The organism is Bacillus sp. OV166, from assembly GCF_900177675.1.
In the GTDB taxonomy this organism is placed as follows: domain Bacteria; phylum Bacillota; class Bacilli; order Bacillales; family Cytobacillaceae; genus Neobacillus.
In genome coordinates, this window is sequence record NZ_FXWM01000001.1 from 4,648,848 (window position 1) to 4,671,178 (window position 22,331).

Below are 22,331 nucleotides of genomic sequence, written 5' to 3' on the forward strand. Positions count from 1 at the left end.
GAAGGGACATTATTACGATGAAACCGATGCTGCCAAGTCTTACATTTGATCTACCAGTTCATCCTGATTGGTTCTATGAAGTTAAATATGATGGATTTCGCGCTATTTTGGAATGGGATTCACAAGGAATTAAACTGACTAGCAGGAACGGAAAGTCACTTCTCTCCCAATTTCCAGAAATAAGGGAATTTTTGTTAAAACATGAAAAACAATTCAAACCCTACATACCTCTTCAATTAGATGGGGAGCTCGTTTCATTAGAAAACACGCATAAAGCTAATTTCTCAATGATTCAAGTCCGAGGCCGATTAAAATCGGAACGAAAAATTATAGAACAAGCTAGCAAGTCTCCATGCCGCTTGATGATATTTGATGTGCTTGTGATGACCGGAAAAGCATTACATTCTCTTGTTTTCCATAAACGGAAGAAGGAACTCATCAAACTGTTTCAAAAAATCGGATTGGAATTGGAGGCTGACCCCTATGATGAACAATTACTTCAGCTTGTCCAGGCTCATGATGATTTTGATTTGTTATGGGAAAAAGTTGTTTTAAATGATGGGGAAGGAATTATTGCTAAACACAAGAATAGTCTATGGGAAGAAGGAAAACGTTCCTTACAATGGTTGAAATATAAAAATTGGAAATATGTAAGCTGTTTTATTAATGCTTATGATAAAACAAATGGTTATTTTTACATAAGTGTCTATAAGGAAAATAAGATCCATCCTATCGGCCAGGTACTTTTCGGCTTTAAACCGGAGGAAAAACAAGCTTTGCAACAGACAATTAAACAAAATATGCTCCGTGAAGATGCACAAATGATTATTGTTGAACCTGCCATTTGTATAGAAGTAAAATATTTAGAACTCTATGAAAATCAGCTGCGTGAGCCCCATTTTGATAGGTTTCGCTTTGATTTAGAACCATCCTTATGTACATACGATCGTTTTATTTTTGCACAAAAGAACCTGCCAGAAGACTTAGATATTACCCATCCTGATAAACCTCTTTGGGAAAAACTTTCCATACGGAAAGCCGATTATATCCTGTACTTACGAGAAATATCACCGTATATGCTGCCTTTATTAAAAGACCGCTTATTAACAGTCATCCGCTTTCCACACGGGATGTTCGGAGAAGCATTCTATCAAAAAAACTGTCCAGATTATGCGCCTGAATTTGTGCAGACACATTCAGCCGAGGGGATTGACTATATTCTTTGCAATAATCTTAAAACACTCGTTTGGCTTGGTAACCAATTAGCGATTGAGTTTCACGTGCCATTTCAAACCATTCATAGCAAGGGACCCAGTGAAATTGTCTTTGACTTAGACCCGCCTTCCATCGGCCACTTTCAATTGGCGATAAAAGCAGCACTTCTAATCAAAGGAGTCCTCGATCAATTAAATTTAATAGGTTTTATTAAAACCTCTGGGAACAAGGGGCTGCAAATCTACATCCCGCTACCCGAAAATGAATATTCTTACGATGAAACCAGGTTATTTACAAGCTTTGTCGCTGAGTATTTAATTTCCAAGGATCCTGACTCCTTCACGATTGAGAGGATGAAAAAAAAGCGGGGGAACAGGCTATACGTTGACTATGTGCAACATAGCGAAGGAAAAACGATTGTTGCACCCTATTCGATGCGAGGAAACGAACATGCAGGTGTTGCCACCCCCCTTTATTGGGAGGAAGTAAATGAAAAGCTCGAGCTAGTATCGTTTAACATGGAAAATGCGATCAAGCGAATTCGCCAGCAAGGTGATCCCTTTTCAAATTACTTTCAAACAAAATCAATCCAGGCGTTTGCACCTGTCTTAGAGATCCTAAAAAAAGGCACAAAAAAAGGATAGGAGGGCCCTATCCTTTTATACCGTCTTCGAGATACCTTTTTGCTTCTGATTGTAACTTCTCATAAGAAGTCTGTTCCATCAATTCCGATTTCGAAGTGACAGTAAACGCTCTTTGCTCGAGATCAACATTGACTGTCGCATTATAAAGATAGGTAGCATTTCCGATCAAGTCAATTGTGTATTTCCCCTCGCTTTCGTGGACTACACACTGGACTCTTCCACCATTATTATAGACATTAACAACTTTTTCGAACTCATTTAATTCTTGTAAACAAGTGACTAGCGTGGAGGCAGACATTGCAGTACCACAGGCATTCGTAAAACCAACACCACGTTCAAAGGTTCTGACATAAATTGAACCAGGTTGCAAGTGTTTAACAAAACTTACATTGACGCCGTCAGGAAACAAATTATTGGGACCATTCACCTTTTCACTAAGTTGTTTTTGGAGGTCACCTTTGAGCTGTTCCGCTTCAACAATGGCGATTAAATGCGGATTCGGTACTGCAAGAGCTGTGAACCTTAAATCCCCTGAAAGTTTTTCAATTCTTTCATTGTAAAGAGTTGGTTTATTTAAATTTAATGGGAGGGCTTTTAATTCAAACAGCACCGGTGAAATTTCCACTTGGTAGGTGTGGATATCTTGTAAAAGGTCGTTTTGTTTGCTTACCTTCAGATTGGCTTTCATCGTTTCGATCACAGCGCTATTTCGCCCTAGATGTTCGCAAACATATCTAGCCACAAGACGCAGTCCATTTCCACACATTGAAGCTTCTGACCCGTCAGAGTTAAATACACGCATTCTACCATCTGCGTTTTCGCTTTGCATAACGAAAAGAATCCCATCAGCACCCAAATCGGATTGACGGTTACATAATAACTTTGCGAGGTCCGCTCGTTCACTTTCCGTAAAAGCATATCCATTCGATTTTTCGTCGATTATTAGAAAGTCATTTCCCGAACCATGGCCTTTAATTAAATTGATTTGCATCGTAAAACCCCCACAAAATTGATAAACATGTTTTATTTATCATATCACTCAATGTTCATGAGGGAAACTGTCGGTACTTCTATCTTTCGATAAAATATTCGTTAACAATAAATGACATTCGGAGAAGCTTGTCCTCCTCTGATAAAGTCTCCCTTAGTGAGAGGACTGGTGTATTAGGTTCTGGAAACAGTGGACTCCATTCAACCGGCATCCATCCCCTGCGAAGCCGTCCGTCCGGAAGGTCATTTTTGTTTATTACTTGCTCATCCATAAAAGTAGATGACCCTTCTACAGCACCAATAAACCTGCCCTTCGAATCTAGTAATTCCTTCTTTTTTGTTCTCCAATCTAGTTTCCTTTTTTCAAAGCAGCCTAAATAATGCCTTTTATGGTCAAATACCTCAATCTTTTTGCCAGTAACCTTAAAATATCCGATGGCCTCGCTATCCAAATTATAGAGAGCATAAATTTTCGAAATCCTAAGCTTCTTTAAGCCCTGGTTATGAAACCTTTTAATCATCCCCGCTAGATGCCCGTCAGGAAAATAGAGTAGCAGGCGTGGGGAGTTTGTGTTCAGAAATAAGACAAGTAAATGTTGTGTTTCAAATAAAGACTCCCTAATGCGCTTTGAATTTGCCATATTTCTGTCAATGGATATCGACTGCCTAATTCTAAAAAGATAGATTTGAAAACAAATCAAGCTATAAATCAGGAAAGGTATAGTTAAGATCATTATTTCTTTGTTTTTAATAATAGAAAGATTGCCAGCAACTATCATAACAGCTGGAATCAGAGCAGCAATACTACCATTTAAGTTCAAATGAGCCGTATCCCGGTAATATTCATTTATTTTCATCTAGAAAACTCCTTATCAATTCCTCTAGTCTTAGTTTATTTACTATTCGACTAAAAAATGATAGGAGATTTCGATTAAAGAACAAAAAGAAGGGATGATATGACTTTGTTAAGAGGCTAGCTCTTTTTTTCTAAAAATAACTACACTAAACCCTAGGAGGACTATGATGCATGCGAATGCAATTAGACTAGTCGAGAGTGCCTGTTCAGGAACTGTCTTTGACAATAGCACCTCGTTTGCATAGCTGGTTAATTGGGCTGGGCTCCATTCCAGCCAAGTAGAAAACGTACTGCTGATTATATTGAATATAATAACGATAGCTATAGATAGAAATCCGGCAATTCCTGGGGTCATAAGTGAAGCACTGAAAAAGACCGTTAATGTTAAAACCACAGTAAGCCAAAGTCCATATAGAAGTAATGATTGGATAAGGTCTCCTGCCGGTATCCAGGCAAATAAAATTCCCGTATAATACCAAGTTGCAATGGAGCCAATAAAAAGAGAGAACCACAATAATAAAATGCCACCAGCCCACTTAGCTGTAACAAAGGATAAATAAGAAACAGGTTTTACTAAAATCATTGCAGCAACCCCGCTTTTTCTTTCAGCAGCAATGATTCCCATTGTTGATAGGACGATAATTAATACACCTAGTGATGAATATTGACTTAGAGCTTGTATGAACACCTCAGCTGCACTTGGCGGGGGAATATCAATAACAGCTCCTTCTGGCAAGTCGCCAAATGATTTTATTATTTGCGGAGTATAATATGTTGTTATTGGTTTTGACACCCCTAATAATATAAAGGTAATCGGTACCCAAATCCATTTGAAATTCCTCCACATTTCTAATATTTCTTTTTGGAACAATGTCAGCCACTGGCTCATTTCCCCACCACCATCATAAACACATCTTCAAGGGTCATACTGCTTATTTCAAATCTTTCTAGGGGCATGTTTTGTTCCGAAATCAACCTCAGAAATGCCTGTCTTGCAAGTACGACGTTCGATACAAAAACACTAACCCTATTCCCTTCTACATTTGTGGAGAGAGTAAGTTCATGATTAGAAAATATGTCAGCAAACTCTCCAGACTTTCCTTTAAAAAACAAATCGATTTTTGGCTGTTGATGTCGTTCCCGAAGCTCTTCCATTGTTCCTGATTCCACAATTTTTCCATTATGCAAGAATAAAATCTCATCACATACTTCTTCCGCATCATTGAGAATATGGGTGGAGAATAGAATAGTGGTTTCCTCTTTTAACCCCTCAAGCAGATCCAATACTTCTCTTCTTCCGATCGGGTCCAAAGCAGAAACGGGCTCATCAAGCATAATAAGCTGCGGACGATGAATAAGGGCTTGGGCAATTCCTAGGCGCTGTTTCATCCCGCCTGAATATTTTGCTACCCTTCGATTTTTAGCATCCAATATTCCTACCAATCTTAAAAGCTCTAAGGAACGCTCCTTCGCTTCCTTACGACCCAAACCAGCTAATCTGCCTGCATAGGCCAAAAATTCAAGTCCCGACATCCATTCGTAAAACACTGGAAATTGCGGGAGGTATCCGATTAATCTGCGGATGTCCTCTCCTTTTTTTGCATCAGTAAAAATGATCGTCCCTTCCGTCGGTTCCATTAGACCAGAAAGCATCTTTAACGTGGTTGTCTTCCCTGCCCCATTCGGACCTAAAAGAGCGATGCATTTCCCTTTTCTTAATTGAAAATCAATCCCTTTAATCACTTCCGTCCCTTGAAAGCTCTTTTTTAAATGATTAATTTCGATAAGAGACATCAGTTACTCTTCCTTCCAATCACGAAATAAAGAATTGGTCCAATAATGTTAATGAATAATATAATGAGTGCCCATAACCATTTTGGCCCATTTGTATTTTCGATTCGTACTAAATCAATAATCGCTACGATTATTAATATTAGTTGAATTATAAGGATTGGAGCTATTATAGGTAGATTATTTACCAGCGCATCCATGAACTTCCCTCCCTTGGTTTCTTCTAAATTACTTTATTTAACATTTATCCCAAAAAACCCTTTATAACCCGACAAATTTTTTGCCGGGTTTATTTCTCAAGATTATTTAATTAGCCTAAAAATTAAAGGAAATCGATATTCATTTCCTTCAAAGGCTTTGATTGCTGCAATAATGGTGAATACAAAGAGCATTACGCCTAATATCGCTAGTGCTACAAAACCAATTAAGATGAGTGTTAATAATCCGCTAACAAAAAAGTAAACTGTATAGGAAATCAAAAAGTTAAAATATTCCCTGCCGTGATAATCAATGAATGATGACTCATCCTTTTTTATTAACCAGATAACTAGCGGTGCGATAACTGGGAAAAATATACTTAACACATAAATACCAGCAGCAAACAACCTTTCATCTTGATTAACCATTTTCTATTCCCCCATTGGAATATATTTTTTACATTCATTAATATTTACGGCAGTGCTTTTAAAAGGTTTCGTTATCTTTAAAAAAGTTTATGGGGTCAAACTTCTCCCTAGGCACGTAAATTGGTAAAATTGATAAAATAACTATTATCAACGTGCAGAAAGGTTTTATTATGACAAAAATACTTTTAAAAAACGCAACGGTATATCCAATTTCATCAGAACCAATCCATCACTGTGATGTCCTAATTGAAGCAGGGAAAATTAAAAAATTAGGCAAAAATTTAACGACAGACTTAAAAGTAAAAATAATCGATTGTGAGGATTTATTTCTTTTACCGGGCTTTATTGATGTTCATACTCACTTAGGTCTTTATGATGAAGGAACGGGCTGGGCTGGGAATGATGCAAATGAAACAGTCGAAGCCCTCACGCCCCATATTCGGGCAATTGATGGTGTTTATCCATTGGACCCAGCGTTCTCTGATGCCGTCAAAAGCGGCATTACAACTGTCCATGTCATGCCGGGAAGCGCCAACGTCATTGGCGGAACAACTTCAGTCATTAAAACTACTGGTAAAAATATAAAAAAAATGATTATTCAAGAAGTTTCAGGCTTAAAAATAGCCCTAGGGGAAAATCCAAAAAGAATTCATAGCCATGGGAATAATGATTCCATTACACGGATGGGGATTATGGGGATGCTAAGAGAAGCCTTCTACAAAGCCATCCATGCGGATAATCCCGAGGAGCCTAGAATTACTCCTATCGTGAAGGCCTTAAAAAGAGAAATTCCCGTAAGAATTCATGCTCATCGTGCGGACGATATTATTTCAGCGCTTCGTTTTGCAGAAGAGTTTAATCTGGATTTACGTATTGAGCACTGTACTGAAGGGCATTTAATAGCCAGTGAATTATCTGGAATGGGTTTAAAGGTTTCTGTAGGACCTACATTGACACGAAGATCCAAGGTAGAATTAAAAAATAAAACGTGGAAAACCTATCAAGAACTGACGAATCATGGTGTTGAAGTATCAATTATTACCGACCATCCTTATACACCAATTCAATACTTGAATATTTGTGCGAGCCTTGCTGTTCGAGAAGGATTATCCGAGCAAAAAGCACTAGAAGGAATCACCATATTACCAGCCAAAAATTTAAAAATAGACAATACCGTCGGAAGTATCCAAGAGGGTAAGGATGCAGATTTAGTGCTTTGGAGCCATCACCCATTCCATTACTTAGCAAAGCCAAAGTGGACGATGATTGGCGGTGAAATGATCTATCAAGAAAGATAGATTAATGTTGAAAATTGGTAAAAAATATTATCGAAAAATACACAAAAAACCTATTTATTTTTTGGCTTTTTTCTTGTATTATACTCTAAGTGAAATGTTTTAGACCTGAATACTTTGGGGGTTTACGAACACAATTTGTTAACAAAAAAATGATATAGGGAAGGCAAATGGTGCGCCACCAGTTTTACTGGTTCTAGTGGGTTCGATTCCCACCCCGAAATTTTTTAGTAACTTTATAAAAAATTTCGAGGGTGGACCGCTTCTTTTGACATGGGATCGGAATGCCCTAATGGAGGGATTTTCATGCTTAAAAAACGTGATCTTCATGACAGCCACACATTGTACGAATTAATGACGCACCCTGATGTCTTCCCTTTTGTACGCCAAAAAGCTGATTCTTATGAAGAATTTTTATTTATGACAAAACAAACCATAGAATCCGAAGAACGCGGTGAATTAATTTCACGGACCATTCTCGATGAATGGGGAGCGCCTATCGGAACAATTAATCTATTTGATATTGAGGACAACGCTGGTTTTTTAGGAACATGGCTTGGCAAGCCCTACCATGGCAAGGGTTATAATAGCCCGGCTAAGGATGCCTTTTTTCAAGAACTTTTTTATGAAACGGGAATTGAGACAGTTTTTATGCGAATCCGCAAGGTTAATATTCGCTCAATAAAAGCTGCTGAAAAACTTCCTTATGTAATAAAAGCAAATGAAAGTAGAAAATCTATTTATGAGCAATTAAACGCTAATGGTGAAGTATATGATTTATATGAGATTCCAAAGGATCAATACACCTTTTACCTTATGCGAAACGGTGCTGTTCAATCAGACGATTCACAATTGCTGGAGGCATAAAAAAACAATCGGCCCTCGCCGATTGTTTTTATTTAGTTTTCAAGGAAAGAAGTCTTCTTATTATTCCGTTAAATTTTGTTCCATGCTTTCGTTTACGTCATTAAGACCCATTTGGAGCAAAAATTCATCTAATTCCTCATTCGTCAATGTTTCAAAGCGGCCATCATGAAAAAATACTTGGGTTTGATTAGGGTTAATTCTGTTCATGTTAAAACTCATTTTCTTTGCTCCTTTCATAGATGATTATTTTCTATTGTCCACAAAAGAAGCTGTTTTCATTCCTGAAAATCAAATAGTTCAAAAAATTATACTAATTCTTAAGTACTTTACCTAATACGTTTAGTCCACCTGTGACAGGTATTATACTCCCAGTAATTAAATCGGATTTTTCATCCGTAAGGAAGGCAATTACTCTGGCAATATCTTCTCCTGTTCCTTGCCTTCCAATAGGGCTATCACCCATTGCAGCTATAGCATCCCCGATATTACTGTCTTTCCATTCATTTATTATATCACCCGGACAAACCATATTAGCGGTTATCCCATGTTCTGCTTCTTCAATTGCAATTGTTCGTGTAAGTGACGCTACTCCTGTCTTCGCCGCAGCAAACGCAGAACGAAATATCCAACCTGGTGCGGTTTCGACTCGGTCATATCCGATTGTAATAATTCTTCCCCATTTTTGGTTTCGCATCGAAGGAATAATAAGGTTTGACAAATAAAATACAGCACTTAAGTTCCCTTGTAATATATAGTTCCATTCATCGAAGGAATAGTCTGTCAGCTTCTTTCTTTCATGTATGTATGGACCTGCATTATGAACTAAAACATCCACGGTTGAAAATACAGCAAGGGCTTCATCGACAATTCGGATACAGTCCTCCATGTTCGAGACATCACCTTGAATCGCAATGTTATGCGTTCCATAATATTTAGTCAATTGGTTTGCTAAAGAAATAGCTTCTGCTTTACTATTACGATAGTTAATGACTAGCTGATACCCATTTTCCGCGAGATATAAAGCAGTTTTTTTGCCAATACCCGAAGCTCCCCCCGTAATCAAAGCCGTTTTCTTTTTCACAAATCATTACCTCTCAATGTTTAGAATTTCTCTCTTAACTATATGTTAAAAAGAAACAATTATTTATGCAAATTTTAGTTCCATCTCTATAGTGAAAACTTGTTCCTCTGTAAAGGATGTAAATTTTAATAACGAATGGGCAAAAATTGGCATAGGATAAGATAGCTACAAAAGGTGGAAAGGATGAGATCATTGTTCCCTTGGGATAAATTTCCTTTTGATAACGATTTGAAGGATAAGATAACAAAAATGAAGCCTGAAGAAATCAATAACTATGTTCAGGATATTATGGGGAAAATCATGCCCGCTAACATGAAAGGTGTGATGAACCCTCAAGAGATGTTTAAGGGTTTCCAATCGTCGGTATCCCCGCAGGAGCCAACGAGGAGTATATTGAATTCAACGGCCTTTGAGACCCATGATTTTGTGTATGTTAGAATTCCAATCAAAAAAGAGGAATGGGTTAAACAGCTCCGTATTTTTCATACAGCTAATCAACTAATTGTTGAGCATATTCCACAACATGAAGATAAACACACGATCATCCTTCCTGCAATTGTAAAAAAGAAGGGGGCAACTGCTACCTTCAAGGATCATATGCTTGAGGTGAAAATCCCCAAAAATGTTGATATGCAGTTTTCTCAAATTGATGTTACTGAAATTTCATGAACGTCATTAGAGTAAAGGACAGCCAATTTTTCTGTCCTTTAGATTTAATGACCTTCATCTTCCATCTTCATACCATCCATGGAGTTTTTGGTGTTGGGATCCTCAGGTGCACTTGGGGTCCCAATGGTAAATTCTTTTTTAGGCATATTATGCATATCTCTTGCTGTAACGTGAGAAATGATATAATAAGTACCTTCTTGTGAGAAGGATCTTTCTAAGCGATATATTCCTTTTTCAGCATGCTTAATTTCTACCTTTTCATGCTTGTCATCCTTTGCACGCCAGATCTCAAAAATAACCTCAGCATCCTTCACTTGATCATTCCCCTGAGTAACCTTCGCTTCAAATGAAATCGGTTGATTCATTTTGCCTGGGTCCGGGTTAATAGATAACTCTACTTCTACCATTTGCGGTAGATTATCGGCTTGTTCTTTTTTATTACTGCACGATATAACAATACTTAAACATAGAACAGTCACAAAAAAAACGAAAAGCTTTTTCAAGGTTCCTCTCTCCTAACTTAATTCTTCCATTACTTCATTATGAATTTTAATTAACAATAGCTTGGCTTCTAGAGAAATCGTAGAATTAATCACTCTTTTGATTGCAGAATAGTATTTCTCATACTTGTTTTTCCGGATCCTCGGGTGTGAGTTTTCATCTTGAAGCTCTCTTTTTATCGCTTCAACTAGAGTCACCTCACTACCTTTTCCTTCTGTTTCTAGTATACGATTATTCCAAATCTGCCGATATTCCTCTAGTAATTCATCGAAGGACACTCTTTCTTTCGACAAACAATCCCTCCCCTTTTATGTCTACACTTGCATTGTTACATATTTACTGACACTATTGCAAAAAATACAATTTAACAAGTCAAAGAAAGGAGAAACCTTATGTCTACCCCTTATAAATGTCCAAATTGCAAAACGAATCGGAGCCGCTTTAATGTTATTCAACAAGTTTCCCAATCTGTTAAACTTGACCCTCAATCGGGAGCAGTAATCCGAGAATATGGTGAAAATGATTTAGAACCCTTCCACCTCCCTTACAATGGACCAGAAATTCGAGTCCAATGCGGTGCCTGTGGTTTAATTGAGGATGAACGTACGTTTATCAAATTTGGCGAACAGCCGATATAGTCTTCTTCTTTACATAAAAACATCCTAATTATTGGGTTGTCCCGTAATTAGGATGTTTTTTTGTTTAGTGAAGATTATTTTCTTTTAGAAAATCCTTTGAATCCACTTTCCAAGCATCAATTGGTGAAAATCTTACCAGATGAATATCCCCTCTAAAGGATTGTCCGCCTCTGTTTTTTATAAACCAATCAATTTCGATGGGGACATCTAAACTAATTTCCTCGGTTAAATCCTCTGCTGGCAAAAGCTCCATTCGAGAAATTCTAACACTTTCTACATTCCCTAAAATAGGCTTCCAGTTTATTTTTTGTAAAGAAGCTTGGGAAGTAATCTGGACATCCTGCTGCTTCAATCCTGCAACATAGGCATTTATGACCTCATAGGGATTCGCCTTTCCTAAATACTGATTTAATTTGCCAGAAGCCTTCAAAACCATGAGCATATGTGATAAGTCCATTGAGTTGGTGCGATGAGTGGTACTACCATAAAAATGAATACAAAAGTGACCTGGAAAGCTATTCGCTAATGCTCCAGCACCATGCGGCATTCCATGCATCGAGCCCGCTATCCATTGATCCTTATGAATAACAATAATAGCTCGGCGTTTCCAACTCCATTTACCCCCGTATATTCTTTTCATTACCTTCGTGTCTTTTGTGGTTAATGGCTGTACATCCGCATGGTGGCTTCCCGCTCGTCGTTGCACCTTGAACTTTCTTCCCGTTTCCACGTCCATTACCGTAAATTTTGTGTACTTTGGCAGGATTTGATTAACTTCTTTCCAATTTAACATCTCAATTTTATAGCTGATTGTTGATGCTGCTTTTACCCCTTGGCCATTTAGGAGGATATGAATTAACATTAAAAAAATGACTACCCTCTTCATCGTATCCTCCTTTTACAAAAAACTTGCTACATTAAAAGAGTTACCTGAAGAGGAAATTATCATTCATTCAATCATGGTATTTTTCTTACTTTTCAAGATTTTTTAATTGTGTTTCAATCCCATTCCAATTTATACCTTCACCAATAAACACAAGGTTTAATCGCATATTCATGTCTTCTTTTAGATAAATCGGCATGCCATAAGAAAACTGAAATAAAAAAGGCAGGTTCGAATGATCAAACTTAACATAGCCCTTTATACGGTAAATTGTATCTGGTAAATGTTTTAAGAAATTCTCAAATTCAGCATGGCTAATGGCAGTTTTAAATTGATAAACAAATGTCGTTAAATTTATAGTTACTCGTTGTGACTCTTTCTTTTCCTTTTCAAAGGATACAGAAAGCTTTCTCAGCTGTTCAATTGACACCTGTGAATAATTAGTAAGAAGGCATCTTGCATTTGAATTAATGGATTGAATCTCGAATATTATCTTTGCTTGCTCACTCTCTTTTAATTCATCCATTTTGTTAATAATAATGAAGTCAGCATGCCTTACTTGCTCAAGAATCAATTGCTGGAGCTGGGGACTTAAGGATTTTCTTTCCATCCATCTCTTGCCATCGACTGTTGTTAGGATGCCTTTAATCAATAATTTATCTGCAAACAATGGGGAAAGGATCGCATCTAAAACCTCCACAGGGTGGGCAGCACCGGTTGTTTCGATATATATCACGTCTGGTTTTTCATCTAATAATAATCCTTGCAACTGGGCTTCAAGTTTGTCTTGGATGGAGCAGCAAATACATCCTCCTAACAATTCTTTTAAGGAAACATCCTCACCCTCAACTGCATCAGAGTCTATGGAAACCTTACCTAGTTCGTTCATCATGACAGCTGTTTTTCTTCCTAACCTTTGTTCATCTTCTAACAATCGTTTTAAAAGGGTGGTTTTCCCGCTTCCCAAAAATCCTGATAAAATATAAACCTCAGCTTTTTTCATCCTCAATTCCCTTCCAATGGTCATTAATTGTACTCTAAAAAAATGACCCAACTCCGGGGAGTCGGGTTACTTTTTTTATTTCATTGTTCCCTTTAATACTTTAATCGCCTCTTGCATTTGTGTATCACTTGTTTTTATTTTGTCCCTTAATAACTCCATTAGTTTCATGGTGGAATCACCTTTTAAAACACCATTGACTGGGAGTTTTTGAGCTTTTTGGAAGGCAGTAACAGCATCTTTTGTCTTTTGATCAAAAAATCCATCTGTCCGACCTGGATCAAAACCAATCGCTTTGAGCATTTTTTGGGCAGTTTGAACTTCCGTAGATGATGTAGATAGTTTCAGTTCCTTATCGGGATTAATAATTGTTAGAGTTGCATATTCAGGCAGGGCTACAGCTACATCAGGATTTATCCCCTTTTTATGAATCCAATTCCCGTTCGGTGTCAACCATTTCGCCGTGGTGAATTTAAGATTTGAGCCATCCTTGAAGTCAGAAGCAGTCTGGACTGTTCCCTTACCAAAAGACTTCTCTCCGACTAGCTTAACACCAGCAGATTCTTTTACAGCTGCAGCAAGTATTTCTGATGCACTTGCACTACCTTTATCAATTAAAACAACCAAAGGAAGATTTGGGTTCCCTTCATTTTGAGAAGGATATTCCTTAATCTTTCCATTTCGGTCTTCTACTTTTAAAATAAGTTTCCCTTTTGGAACGAACATGCTCGAAATCGAGATGGCCTGGTCCAATAAACCTCCTGGATTTTGACGCAAGTCTAATACTAGCCCCTTCATTCCTTTCTTATTCAAGTCATTCAAGGTCTCAACTAGCTCCTTAGACGTATTACTGGAAAAGCTCGTAATTTGAACTTTAGCAATCCCGTCTCCCACCATTTCACCATAAACAGTTTCAATTGGTATCTCATCACGGATAATTGGCACAGTCATTGGAGCTGCTGTACCAGGGCGTTGGACAGACAACTCAACCTTTGTACCCTTTTTCCCACGAATCAGTGTTACTGCTTGAGTAGAATTCATCCCTTGGAGGCTTTTTCCATTTACGGACATGATCATGTCATTTGGTTTTAAGCCAGCTTTTTCCGCAGGAGATCCTTTTATGGGAGACACAATCACGATGTGCCCATCCTTTTCCTGAATTTCAGCGCCAATCCCTTCAAAAGATGAAGAAATGCTGCCATGAAAGCTTTCTGCTTCTTCATTACTCATATAGTCTGAATAGGGATCATCCAGCGACTCCACCATCCCATTTATTGCACCATTAATGACCTTTTTTTGATCAATATCCTTAAAATAACCACTTTTCAATGTATCATATGCTTCATAGAGTTTATCAAATTCTGGTCTTTCTGTTCCAACTGTAACGACCTTTTCTTCTCCAAATGCTAGTGCAAACGCTGTAATTCCCGCAGATAGAAACACAACCATAAACAACAGCATGATAAAATGGAATTTTTTTAAACGAATGTGTCCTGATTTGTTTGCTGATCCATGCTCTTGTTCAACGTTTGCTTCTTCCGCTTTTATCTGTTCTATTTTCTCGTCTTTCAAATCCTTCACCACTTTCATTAACCATAAAAATAAGAAATGATCCAGCGAAAATTTTCTTATTAGGTGCTAGATGGATTTCTAAATTTTCAAAAGCTATTATCAGATACTTTTAAAAAATAACCCTTAGTGATTAGAATAACATCTTTCGTATAAAATTAACAAAGAAAAGTTAATGAAATTATAATAAGATCACAAATAAATTTTCACAATAAAAGCACCTACCAAATGGTAAGTGCCGTTTATTTTTATCCTACATCATAACCTTGATCTTCGACGGCCTCTTTAAGCTTCCCAACTGAGGCTTTGCTTAAATCATGACCAACCATAACCTTGCCATCTTTTAATGAAACATTAACTTCTGTTACACCTTCTAAATTGAGAAGGGCTGTTTTCACTGCCTTTTCACAATGTCCGCATGTCATTCCTGTAACCTGTAATGTTGTTTTCTCCATGAAAATTACCTCACTTTATATTTATATTTTCACTCGCTTCAAACGAAGGGCGTTGGACACTACTGATACTGAACTAAACGCCATGGCTGCACCAGCAACCCAAGGGGCTAACAAGCCAAGTGCCGCAATTGGGATCCCCCCTGAATTATAAACAAGCGCCCAAAAGAGGTTTTGGCGAATATTTTGCATCGTTAATTTACTTAAACCCATTGCCTTTGGAATCAAGGTTAATTCCCCGCCAAGAATTGTTATATCAGCCGCTTCAATCGCTACATCAGTACCCGTACCGATTGCAATCCCTATATCAGCTACGACAAGGGCTGGAGCATCATTTATTCCATCGCCAACCATGGCCACTTTTAGACCTTGCAGCTGTAATTCTTTGACATGATTGGCCTTTTCCTCGGGAAGGACTTCTGCAATAACATTAGAAATGCCGACTTGATTCGCAATCGCTTTAGCCGTACGTTCATTATCACCAGTTAACATAAACACTTTAATTCCTAATTGGTTTAATTGCTCAACCGCCATTTTAGCTGTCTCTTTTACTGTATCGGCAACAGCAACTACACCCATAATAGTGGAATTTATGGCAATAAACATAGCTGTTTTCCCTTCGTTCTCCAATCGGGTTAGGTCTTGGTCTCCCGTAATGCTGGGAATATTTTTTAGAGCCATAAGTTTACTGGTGCCTACAAATATTTCATCATTGCCTATTTTTGCTTCAATTCCATAACCAGGTACTGCCTTAAACCGTTTGACAGGCAGGGTACTTGATCTTTTTTCAATCCCATATTTTACGATCGCTTCGGCAAGTGGATGTTCAGAAGACTTTTCTGCTGAAACGAGGTATTGGAGTACTTTTTTCTCGTCCTGATAAGCTATAAAATCTGTTACTGTAGGATGTCCTTTTGTAATCGTGCCGGTTTTATCAAGGACGATTGCATTAATTTTATGGGCTGCTTCTAAATGCTCTCCACCTTTAAAAAGAATCCCCATTTCAGCTCCTTTACCTGTACCAACCATGATAGATGTTGGAGTGGCTAGTCCTAACGCACATGGACAAGCTATAACAAGAACAGCGATCGCTGTTTCTAATGCGGAAGGGAAATCTCCAGGATTCACAAAGAAATACCAAATTAAAAAAGTAAACATTGAGATTGCAACCACAACGGGCACAAAATAACCTGAAATTGTATCTGCTACCCGTTGGATTGGGGCTTTGCTGCCCTGGGCTTCTTCGACAATTTTAATTATTCCAGCAAGTGCTGTGTCTTTGCCAATCTTCATTGCTTTTATGGTCAGGGTGCCATTCTTATTGATCGTTGAACCAATGACATTGTCCCCAACAGATTTTTCCACTGGAATTGACTCACCGGTTATCATTGCTTCATCAACAGAAGATTGCCCAAAGGTTACCATTCCATCGACAGGAATTTTTTCCCCTGGCTTTACCAATAAGTAATCAGAAACTTTCACTTCCTCAATTGGAATTTGAAGTTCCTTACCTTCTCTTAGTACAGTGGCTTCTTTTGCTTGGAGACTTAACAACTTCGATATGGCAAGCGTTGTTTTCCCTTTGGCCATCGTTTCAAATAATTTCCCTAATAGAATTAAAGTAATCAGTACAGCACTTGTTTCAAAATATAGATGTGGCATATAGTTAGTGTTACCAATTGTTTTCATTCCTTCAGCTAAGCTATAAAAATATGCTGCTGATGTTCCTAACGAGACAAGGACATCCATATTAGCACTTTTATTTTTCAGGGCCTTAAAAGCACCCATATAAAACTGACCACCTATATAGAATTGCACAGGCGTTGCCAATAGTAATTGAAACCATGGATTCATCAAAAAATGTGGCATTGGTAAACCAAAATCAACAGGCAAATGGGAAAGCATCGTATATAGAAGCGGTATTGCCAGAATTACCGACAGAAGAAATATACGTTTTTTTTGTTTAATTTCTGCATCTTTATTCTGCTGTTTGGTATCCCTGTGAACCTTTTCTGTTGCTTCATAACCAAGATTTTCTATTTTAGTAATAATATCATTACTTGAAACCAGTTCTGTATCGAAAGAAATAGCTGCACTTTCCATTGCCAAATTGACATTTGCCTCAACACTGTCCATTTTATTGAGGACTTTCTCGATTCTCGTTGAACAGGCTGCACAGGTCATTCCAGAAATGTCTAATTTGAGCTGCTCTTTCATTTGGATCACCTCTTTTATATACTATACCCCCGCAGTGTATATTTGGTCAAAGAATTTTTACCGAAAATAATACTATATTTAATTTAAGCCTTATTTTAACGTCTTTCGATGATTTTTGTCACAGAGGAGTTTTGTTTTTTATTTATTCTCCATTTTGGTAGTGAGTTCCTGTTAATTACTAAAATAAAAAGCCTCATCCAATTTGGAAAAGGCTCATTTTAATTATTCTTTTATCGCTGCTTCTAAAGCAACTTCTATCATATCGTTAAAGGTTAATTGCCTTTCTTCGGCTGTTGTTTCTTCACCTGTTAAGATATGATCACTAACTGTTAGAACGGAAAGTGCTCTCCGATCAAATTTAGCGGCTAATGTATAAAGGGCTGTGGTCTCCATTTCGATCGCCAGGATTTGATATTTAGCCCATTTTTCAAGTTCAGCGTTATCATTATAGAATGAATCTGCTGTAAAAATATTTCCTACTTTCAAGTTAAGTCCTTTTGCCACCCCTGCATCATATGCCTTACGAAGTAAATCAAAGTTTGCTGTAGGGGCAAAATCGACATGACCAAACGTTAAACGATTCATATTTGAGTCGGTTGAGCTTGTCATTGCCAAAATGACATCACGAACCTTTACATCTTTTTGAATGGCTCCACATGTTCCAACACGAATTAGATTTTGGACATTATAGCTTTGCATAAGTTCATTTATATAAATTGAGATGGAGGGAACACCCATTCCAGTCCCTTGTACAGAAATTCTTTTTCCTTTATACGTTCCTGTAAACCCGAACATATTTCGAACTTCGTTGTAACATTTTGCATCTTCTAGAAATGTTTCTGCAATATATTTTGCGCGAAGCGGGTCCCCTGGCAGTAATACTGTTTCAGCAATTTCGTTTTCCTTCGCACCAATATGTACACTCATCTATATTCCTCCAATCAATAACTCCAGCCGTATTAAAACTGTTTCATTGACAATATATCATAAACAATTTCTAATGAGAAACTCTGCGATGAAAAAGACATGAATTTATTATTTTGTGGGAAGCTATTTTTAAGATTGGAGGGAGATCATTCATGGGTAAAAAACATCGAAGCCGCACTAATTCACCGAAGAAAAATAATCACATCCCTGCTGAGGCCATTGTGGCTGAACATGAAGCACATGCAAAAGAGCACAATGCAACTGGTGGAAGAAAGCACTGAGCTAAAAAAACCTAAGGAATATTGTCCTTAGGTTTTTAGTTTACAGAAGAACTATTCTGTTAATAGGAAACCAACCACCAGGTTTTAATTGATAATAATGCTGTCCTCCCCTGCCTTGGTCAATTAACACAATATCCCCGGTTGAGAGAAATCTGCCTTGATAATCTGCAGGGATTCTGTCAGTAACATTAAAGCGGCTGAAAGTTTCCTCTAAGCATTGCACTCGGCTATTTGCTGGAATAGTGGTTCGAAAAACCTCTTTATGCCCTTTATTTTCACGGTATTTTGGAGTTTGAAAGATCGTCACATCATATAGTGTACATGCTCTTTTTATTAATACTTTGATCATCATATACCTCCAATTATTAGAATTAATTGCTTATTCTAATAATTAGCGTTGGACATTGTCGATTCCTTCTTGAAAATCCCATTTTTTTGTCGAATTGCACTTTTTTTATCCAGCAAAGATGATTTTTATCGAATCAAGCGTTTCAATATACATAAAAACAATAGGACCAAAATGGCCCTATTGTCAGGATTTTATGAATATCGTTGAATTACACTTTGAATTTTTTGTTGTAAATTCGGGATATCTGCATTTGAAACTGACAAGCGTACATTGGTCTCATCTGCACCCATTGCCTCTGAAAACAATCCTGATAGCCCTCTTGCCCGACGGTCCACTTGGAACATGATATCAAGCATGCCATTTCCAGAAGGGAAAAAAACTACTTCTAGTTCATCTAATCTGCCACGAAATAATCCTGCAGTAGGTACAAACTCAAATTCTTGAACAAACGGTAAACGTCCCCGTAATCGCCGCGGTGCTTCTTCACAATCGGCTTCTCGAATCCTAAATCCTAAATTATCAATAGCATTAAACACAGCAGACATAAGTGGGTTAGGGACAACTTTTAGATAATCTTTATCGCTTGGGTCCACACCGCCTTTAATATCTAGACCGGTAGTTACCCAAATCTTTGACCTGCCAATGGAAAGCGGCGTATCAAAAGGAAGTTGAAAGGAAAATGGAATGTCTTTTTTCTCATTTGCACGAATGACAAAAGGAGTAGTTAATCGAAACTTTTCGATCGCAGCGGTGACGGTATACTTTTTGTCATCTGACTCTCTTAAATAGGTGGTATTTAAGGTGAGATAGATCTCATCAACCTGCTGATCGATCTTGCCTCCTTTAATTTCAACTACACCGTTAACAGTCTCCCCCGGCATATAAGTATCTTTTTCAAGCTTTGTGTCCACTGCTGCTGACCCAATTCCTACGCTGGCAAATACTTTGTTAAAAAAAGACATTTTTTCTCCCCCTAGATTAAGTATAAATTTATTATTTCAGCTCTTATTTGGGCACAGTTTTCATATGCTGGTTCAATCTGTAAGAGCTTTCTAATTATGTGTTTGGCCTGGTTCGAAATTTCCAATTCCTCTTCCCAGCTCTTTTCCTGTTTGTGTTGTGGAAAAGTAAAATTTGAATAAAGTAAAAACAATAGAAAATGTCCCAATCCAAAAAAATCCGCTTGGCAGTTAACCTCTTTACGGATATTTTTTTCCTTTGTTGTCTGAACTGCTGTTTTAAAATTAAGATGTCTTCCTAACCCTAAATCAATTAGCCTAATCTTAGCACCATCCGAAATGACATTTGGGATTCGGATATCTCTGTGGATTATTTTATGATTGTGCAGATATTCAATCGGATTTAATAATTCATAGACGATTTGAAAAGCTTCTTTTTCAGTGACTTTCTTTCCTTCAGCAAAAATAAGCTGTTCAAAGTTCATCCCCTCAATAAATTCCATTGTGTAGTAAGGAATGTTGTTAAAGGTACCACCCTCAAAATATCTTGGAAAACCAGGATGTTCAATCGAACTTAACAGTTCTTTCTCATATTCAAAGTCAATTCGACCCGATTGCGTTAATCTTTTATGGAGTCGCAAGGCTTTTAGAACCTTTTTTTGCTTCGATTCCAGATCATATACCAAGTAACTATGACCGTAACCACCTGCTCCAAGATGTCTAATGACCTTGTATCGATCAGCGATGAGCTTATCATTTGGGAAAAGTTGTTCAAATAAATTGGAAAATAGGAATGCAATTCTTTTTATCATGAGAAGGGCACCTTGCTAGCTGCTAAAAAAACTTCTACTTTTATACTTCTTTTTATAATGATGATGTCCTAGGTTGTTGTGCTTATAATGATTTCTTCTCTTCCAGGCATCACTTGAAGAACTATATTGATGGTGATGTTGAAGCTTACTTTTGAAAATTAATTTAAGGATTTTTTTTAACAATTCTTTCCCCTCCTTAGCTTCGTAAACATTCATACGTTTAGAAAAAATAAAGGTTTCATGATTAGCGAAATTTATTAAATATGATGATGATCCAATGTACTCTGGCTAATGTTTTTTTTAACGAGCACAACAAAAAGCGAGCACCGAATGCTCGTCTTCTGTATTAATCTATATTAAAAGGAAAAGACTATTTCCTTCTATTTGATTAATTAATTTTTTATTCATCCTCTTCTTCTTCGTCGATAATACTCTTCTCAATTAAATATTCGAAAGTTATGTCTGCAATTTCCTCTAATTCTTCTTCACTAGGAACGTATCCCCTTTTTACAAGCTCATGAAAGAAAAATTCGGCAATCTCTTCAGTATCAATAAATACTTCAATTTCTCTCATAGCATCGCCCCCTTTTTAGAGAATGTATGATGTACATGGCTTTTTCATGCTATTTACTTTATGGACCTAACTGAATATCCATTTCCAAAGAGAACGAGGATTTATTAACCCTTTAAATTTCAATAAGAGATGAAGTCTTTTTTGGATTGGACAAGCATAGGATGAATGAAAAGAACTTTTCCTGAGGTGATCTGATGTTAAATTTACAATTAAAATTAGAGGCATGGATAAATGATGTTAATCGGGAGGATGGTCTCACCCTCCAAACATTTGAGAAGATTCTAGATGTGATGTTTTTTCTTATTAAATGGGCTGGTATCCCGTTTGTTGTTTATTTACTATTTGAAATTTCAAAGTGGTAGCTTCTCTCTTAGACGTGACTCTTGCCATCGTTACTGACAAGACTTTCTAATTTCCTAAGAATCACACGCATTACTTGATAATATTCCTGATCCTGAAACATTTCATATAAAATCCGGTAATCATTAAATATGTCCAATAAGTTGTCAATTAATTCCTTTTTTTCCTTTTTGCGTTCAATTTCTTCGAATTCTGCTTTTCTAATAATGTTCTGGACTTTTGGATTATCGACTGCCTTTTCCTGCTTATTCACTAAGTATAGGAGACCCAGTTTTTGAATAAATGTGTCAGCATTTTCAGCATCTGCAACAAGTGTCAATTCTTCTTCACCAGCTTCAAGCCATTCACCATCACTTACCCTAGATAGCTCATAAATGACATCTTCCCAGGCATCTTCTTTATAGCGCCAAATTTCTGTACGGAAGCCTACAACTTTAAACAAGTCTGCACCATAACCGCTTACTTGAACTAAATCGCCGAAGAAAAAACTATATTCGATGTCAATTTGTTCTTGTTCCATTACAACGCCATCGAATTCTGATAGTAATTGTAAGGCGGATTCAATGAATAATCCGTCACTTTTATTCACTTCATATACATACTTCCCGTCTAGCCACTTTACATCTGTTACCTTGCCAACTGTTCCATAGATTGTAATCACGACCGTATCACCGATCTTATACTTCGGTTTTTTTCTATTTCCCATTTCCTCCCATCCTCTCAATAATAAGTCGTGAATTTTGATTACAATAGTATATGCGCAGTTTAAATAAAA

At 37.3% G+C, this 22,331-nt stretch carries 28 protein-coding genes; 7 read left to right on the forward strand and 21 right to left on the reverse strand.

Annotated elements, in window-relative coordinates; translation table 11 throughout:
* Nucleotides 1–17 precede the first annotated feature (17 nt).
* A complete protein-coding gene (locus tag CCK98_RS22710) occupies nucleotides 18–1,859 on the forward strand; it encodes a DNA ligase D (protein WP_088088647.1) in 1,842 nt (613 codons plus the stop codon).
* Nucleotides 1,860–1,866: 7 nt separating this feature from the next.
* On the opposite strand, the gene dapF is transcribed toward CCK98_RS22710, so the two are convergent.
* The 6 genes from dapF to CCK98_RS22740 form a co-directional block, all read right to left on the reverse strand.
* Complete coding sequence (gene dapF / locus CCK98_RS22715) at nucleotides 1,867–2,850, reverse strand: diaminopimelate epimerase (protein ID WP_088088648.1); 984 nt, start codon at nucleotides 2,848–2,850, stop codon at nucleotides 1,867–1,869.
* A 79-nt stretch (nucleotides 2,851–2,929) separates the two neighbouring features.
* Nucleotides 2,930–3,706: a hypothetical protein gene (locus CCK98_RS22720; protein WP_088088649.1), complete on the reverse strand. Its 777-nt coding sequence runs from the start codon at nucleotides 3,704–3,706 to the stop codon at nucleotides 2,930–2,932.
* Between the two features lie 108 nt (nucleotides 3,707–3,814).
* Nucleotides 3,815–4,594, reverse strand: coding sequence for an ABC transporter permease (locus CCK98_RS22725; RefSeq protein ID WP_088088650.1), 780 nt, complete (start codon nucleotides 4,592–4,594; stop codon nucleotides 3,815–3,817).
* Complete coding sequence (locus CCK98_RS22730) at nucleotides 4,591–5,499, reverse strand: ABC transporter ATP-binding protein (protein WP_088088651.1); 909 nt, start codon at nucleotides 5,497–5,499, stop codon at nucleotides 4,591–4,593. The genes CCK98_RS22725 and CCK98_RS22730 overlap by 4 nt, the downstream gene beginning before the upstream one ends.
* Nucleotides 5,499–5,696: a PLD nuclease N-terminal domain-containing protein gene (locus tag CCK98_RS22735; RefSeq protein WP_088088652.1), complete on the reverse strand. Its 198-nt coding sequence runs from the start codon at nucleotides 5,694–5,696 to the stop codon at nucleotides 5,499–5,501. The genes CCK98_RS22730 and CCK98_RS22735 overlap by 1 nt, the downstream gene beginning before the upstream one ends.
* A gap of 102 nt (nucleotides 5,697–5,798) precedes the next feature.
* A complete protein-coding gene (locus CCK98_RS22740) occupies nucleotides 5,799–6,122 on the reverse strand; it encodes a DUF4870 domain-containing protein (protein ID WP_088088653.1) in 324 nt (107 codons plus the stop codon).
* Between the two features lie 170 nt (nucleotides 6,123–6,292).
* On the opposite strand from CCK98_RS22740, the gene CCK98_RS22745 reads away from it, so the two are divergent.
* Together CCK98_RS22745 and CCK98_RS22750 are read left to right on the forward strand one after the other, a co-directional pair.
* Nucleotides 6,293–7,420 carry an amidohydrolase gene (locus CCK98_RS22745; RefSeq protein ID WP_088088654.1) on the forward strand — a complete coding sequence of 376 codons (1,128 nt, stop codon included), beginning with the start codon at nucleotides 6,293–6,295 and terminating at the stop codon, nucleotides 7,418–7,420.
* A gap of 303 nt (nucleotides 7,421–7,723) precedes the next feature.
* Nucleotides 7,724–8,284: a GNAT family N-acetyltransferase gene (locus CCK98_RS22750; protein WP_088088655.1), complete on the forward strand. Its 561-nt coding sequence runs from the start codon at nucleotides 7,724–7,726 to the stop codon at nucleotides 8,282–8,284.
* A gap of 60 nt (nucleotides 8,285–8,344) precedes the next feature.
* Here CCK98_RS22750 and CCK98_RS35595 read toward each other — a convergent pair whose 3' ends face one another.
* Together CCK98_RS35595 and CCK98_RS22755 are read right to left on the reverse strand one after the other, a co-directional pair.
* The gene (locus tag CCK98_RS35595; protein WP_179195904.1) at nucleotides 8,345–8,503 is read right to left on the reverse strand and encodes a hypothetical protein; all 159 of its coding nucleotides are present in this window, start codon (nucleotides 8,501–8,503) and stop codon (nucleotides 8,345–8,347) included.
* A gap of 91 nt (nucleotides 8,504–8,594) precedes the next feature.
* A complete protein-coding gene (locus CCK98_RS22755; protein ID WP_088088656.1) occupies nucleotides 8,595–9,365 on the reverse strand; it encodes an SDR family oxidoreductase in 771 nt (256 codons plus the stop codon).
* Nucleotides 9,366–9,548: 183 nt separating this feature from the next.
* Between CCK98_RS22755 and CCK98_RS22760 the strand changes: the two genes are divergently transcribed.
* On the forward strand, nucleotides 9,549–10,034 hold the full coding sequence (locus tag CCK98_RS22760) for an Hsp20/alpha crystallin family protein (RefSeq protein WP_306298960.1): 486 nt from the start codon (nucleotides 9,549–9,551) through the stop codon (nucleotides 10,032–10,034).
* A gap of 44 nt (nucleotides 10,035–10,078) precedes the next feature.
* Here the strand turns inward: CCK98_RS22760 and CCK98_RS22765 are convergent, their stop codons facing one another.
* Nucleotides 10,079–10,537 (reverse strand): FixH family protein, encoded by a 459-nt coding sequence (locus CCK98_RS22765; RefSeq protein ID WP_088088657.1) that lies wholly within the window; start codon nucleotides 10,535–10,537, stop codon nucleotides 10,079–10,081.
* 12 nt (nucleotides 10,538–10,549) lie between these two features.
* A complete protein-coding gene (locus CCK98_RS22770) occupies nucleotides 10,550–10,828 on the reverse strand; it encodes a hypothetical protein (protein ID WP_088088658.1) in 279 nt (92 codons plus the stop codon).
* 99 nt (nucleotides 10,829–10,927) lie between these two features.
* On the opposite strand from CCK98_RS22770, the gene CCK98_RS22775 reads away from it, so the two are divergent.
* Nucleotides 10,928–11,173 (forward strand): DNA alkylation repair protein, encoded by a 246-nt coding sequence (locus CCK98_RS22775; RefSeq protein ID WP_088088659.1) that lies wholly within the window; start codon nucleotides 10,928–10,930, stop codon nucleotides 11,171–11,173.
* Nucleotides 11,174–11,237: 64 nt separating this feature from the next.
* Here the strand turns inward: CCK98_RS22775 and CCK98_RS22780 are convergent, their stop codons facing one another.
* The 6 genes from CCK98_RS22780 to deoD form a co-directional block, all read right to left on the reverse strand.
* Nucleotides 11,238–12,059 carry a hypothetical protein gene (locus CCK98_RS22780; RefSeq protein ID WP_088088660.1) on the reverse strand — a complete coding sequence of 274 codons (822 nt, stop codon included), beginning with the start codon at nucleotides 12,057–12,059 and terminating at the stop codon, nucleotides 11,238–11,240.
* Nucleotides 12,060–12,144: 85 nt separating this feature from the next.
* Nucleotides 12,145–13,059: a GTP-binding protein gene (locus CCK98_RS22785; protein ID WP_088090520.1), complete on the reverse strand. Its 915-nt coding sequence runs from the start codon at nucleotides 13,057–13,059 to the stop codon at nucleotides 12,145–12,147.
* Nucleotides 13,060–13,134: 75 nt separating this feature from the next.
* Nucleotides 13,135–14,646: a S41 family peptidase gene (locus CCK98_RS22790; RefSeq protein ID WP_088088661.1), complete on the reverse strand. Its 1,512-nt coding sequence runs from the start codon at nucleotides 14,644–14,646 to the stop codon at nucleotides 13,135–13,137.
* A 227-nt stretch (nucleotides 14,647–14,873) separates the two neighbouring features.
* Nucleotides 14,874–15,080, reverse strand: coding sequence for a copper chaperone CopZ (gene copZ, locus CCK98_RS22795; RefSeq protein WP_088088662.1), 207 nt, complete (start codon nucleotides 15,078–15,080; stop codon nucleotides 14,874–14,876).
* A gap of 21 nt (nucleotides 15,081–15,101) precedes the next feature.
* Entirely contained in the window at nucleotides 15,102–17,294 is a 2,193-nt protein-coding gene (locus CCK98_RS22800) for a cation-translocating P-type ATPase (protein ID WP_088088663.1), read from the reverse strand.
* A 222-nt stretch (nucleotides 17,295–17,516) separates the two neighbouring features.
* Nucleotides 17,517–18,221: a purine-nucleoside phosphorylase gene (deoD, locus tag CCK98_RS22805; protein WP_088088664.1), complete on the reverse strand. Its 705-nt coding sequence runs from the start codon at nucleotides 18,219–18,221 to the stop codon at nucleotides 17,517–17,519.
* A gap of 152 nt (nucleotides 18,222–18,373) precedes the next feature.
* Between deoD and CCK98_RS36530 the strand changes: the two genes are divergently transcribed.
* On the forward strand, nucleotides 18,374–18,502 hold the full coding sequence (locus tag CCK98_RS36530) for a hypothetical protein (RefSeq protein ID WP_088088665.1): 129 nt from the start codon (nucleotides 18,374–18,376) through the stop codon (nucleotides 18,500–18,502).
* A 40-nt stretch (nucleotides 18,503–18,542) separates the two neighbouring features.
* Here the strand turns inward: CCK98_RS36530 and CCK98_RS22815 are convergent, their stop codons facing one another.
* The 4 genes from CCK98_RS22815 to CCK98_RS22835 all read right to left on the reverse strand — a co-directional run bounded on the left by CCK98_RS22815 (nucleotide 18,543) and on the right by CCK98_RS22835 (nucleotide 21,196).
* On the reverse strand, nucleotides 18,543–18,851 hold the full coding sequence (locus tag CCK98_RS22815) for a YodL domain-containing protein (protein WP_088088666.1): 309 nt from the start codon (nucleotides 18,849–18,851) through the stop codon (nucleotides 18,543–18,545).
* A 191-nt stretch (nucleotides 18,852–19,042) separates the two neighbouring features.
* Complete coding sequence (locus tag CCK98_RS22820) at nucleotides 19,043–19,813, reverse strand: sporulation protein (protein WP_088088667.1); 771 nt, start codon at nucleotides 19,811–19,813, stop codon at nucleotides 19,043–19,045.
* Between the two features lie 11 nt (nucleotides 19,814–19,824).
* The gene (locus CCK98_RS22825; RefSeq protein ID WP_088088668.1) at nucleotides 19,825–20,622 is read right to left on the reverse strand and encodes a protein kinase; all 798 of its coding nucleotides are present in this window, start codon (nucleotides 20,620–20,622) and stop codon (nucleotides 19,825–19,827) included.
* Nucleotides 20,623–21,022: 400 nt separating this feature from the next.
* Complete coding sequence (locus CCK98_RS22835; RefSeq protein ID WP_066256754.1) at nucleotides 21,023–21,196, reverse strand: YozD family protein; 174 nt, start codon at nucleotides 21,194–21,196, stop codon at nucleotides 21,023–21,025.
* 194 nt (nucleotides 21,197–21,390) lie between these two features.
* Here CCK98_RS22835 and CCK98_RS35600 point away from each other — a divergent pair, with 194 nt between their 5' ends.
* On the forward strand, nucleotides 21,391–21,558 hold the full coding sequence (locus CCK98_RS35600; RefSeq protein ID WP_179195906.1) for a hypothetical protein: 168 nt from the start codon (nucleotides 21,391–21,393) through the stop codon (nucleotides 21,556–21,558).
* A gap of 8 nt (nucleotides 21,559–21,566) precedes the next feature.
* Here CCK98_RS35600 and CCK98_RS22840 read toward each other — a convergent pair whose 3' ends face one another.
* Entirely contained in the window at nucleotides 21,567–22,262 is a 696-nt protein-coding gene (locus CCK98_RS22840) for a hypothetical protein (RefSeq protein WP_088088670.1), read from the reverse strand.
* Nucleotides 22,263–22,331 lie beyond the last annotated feature (69 nt).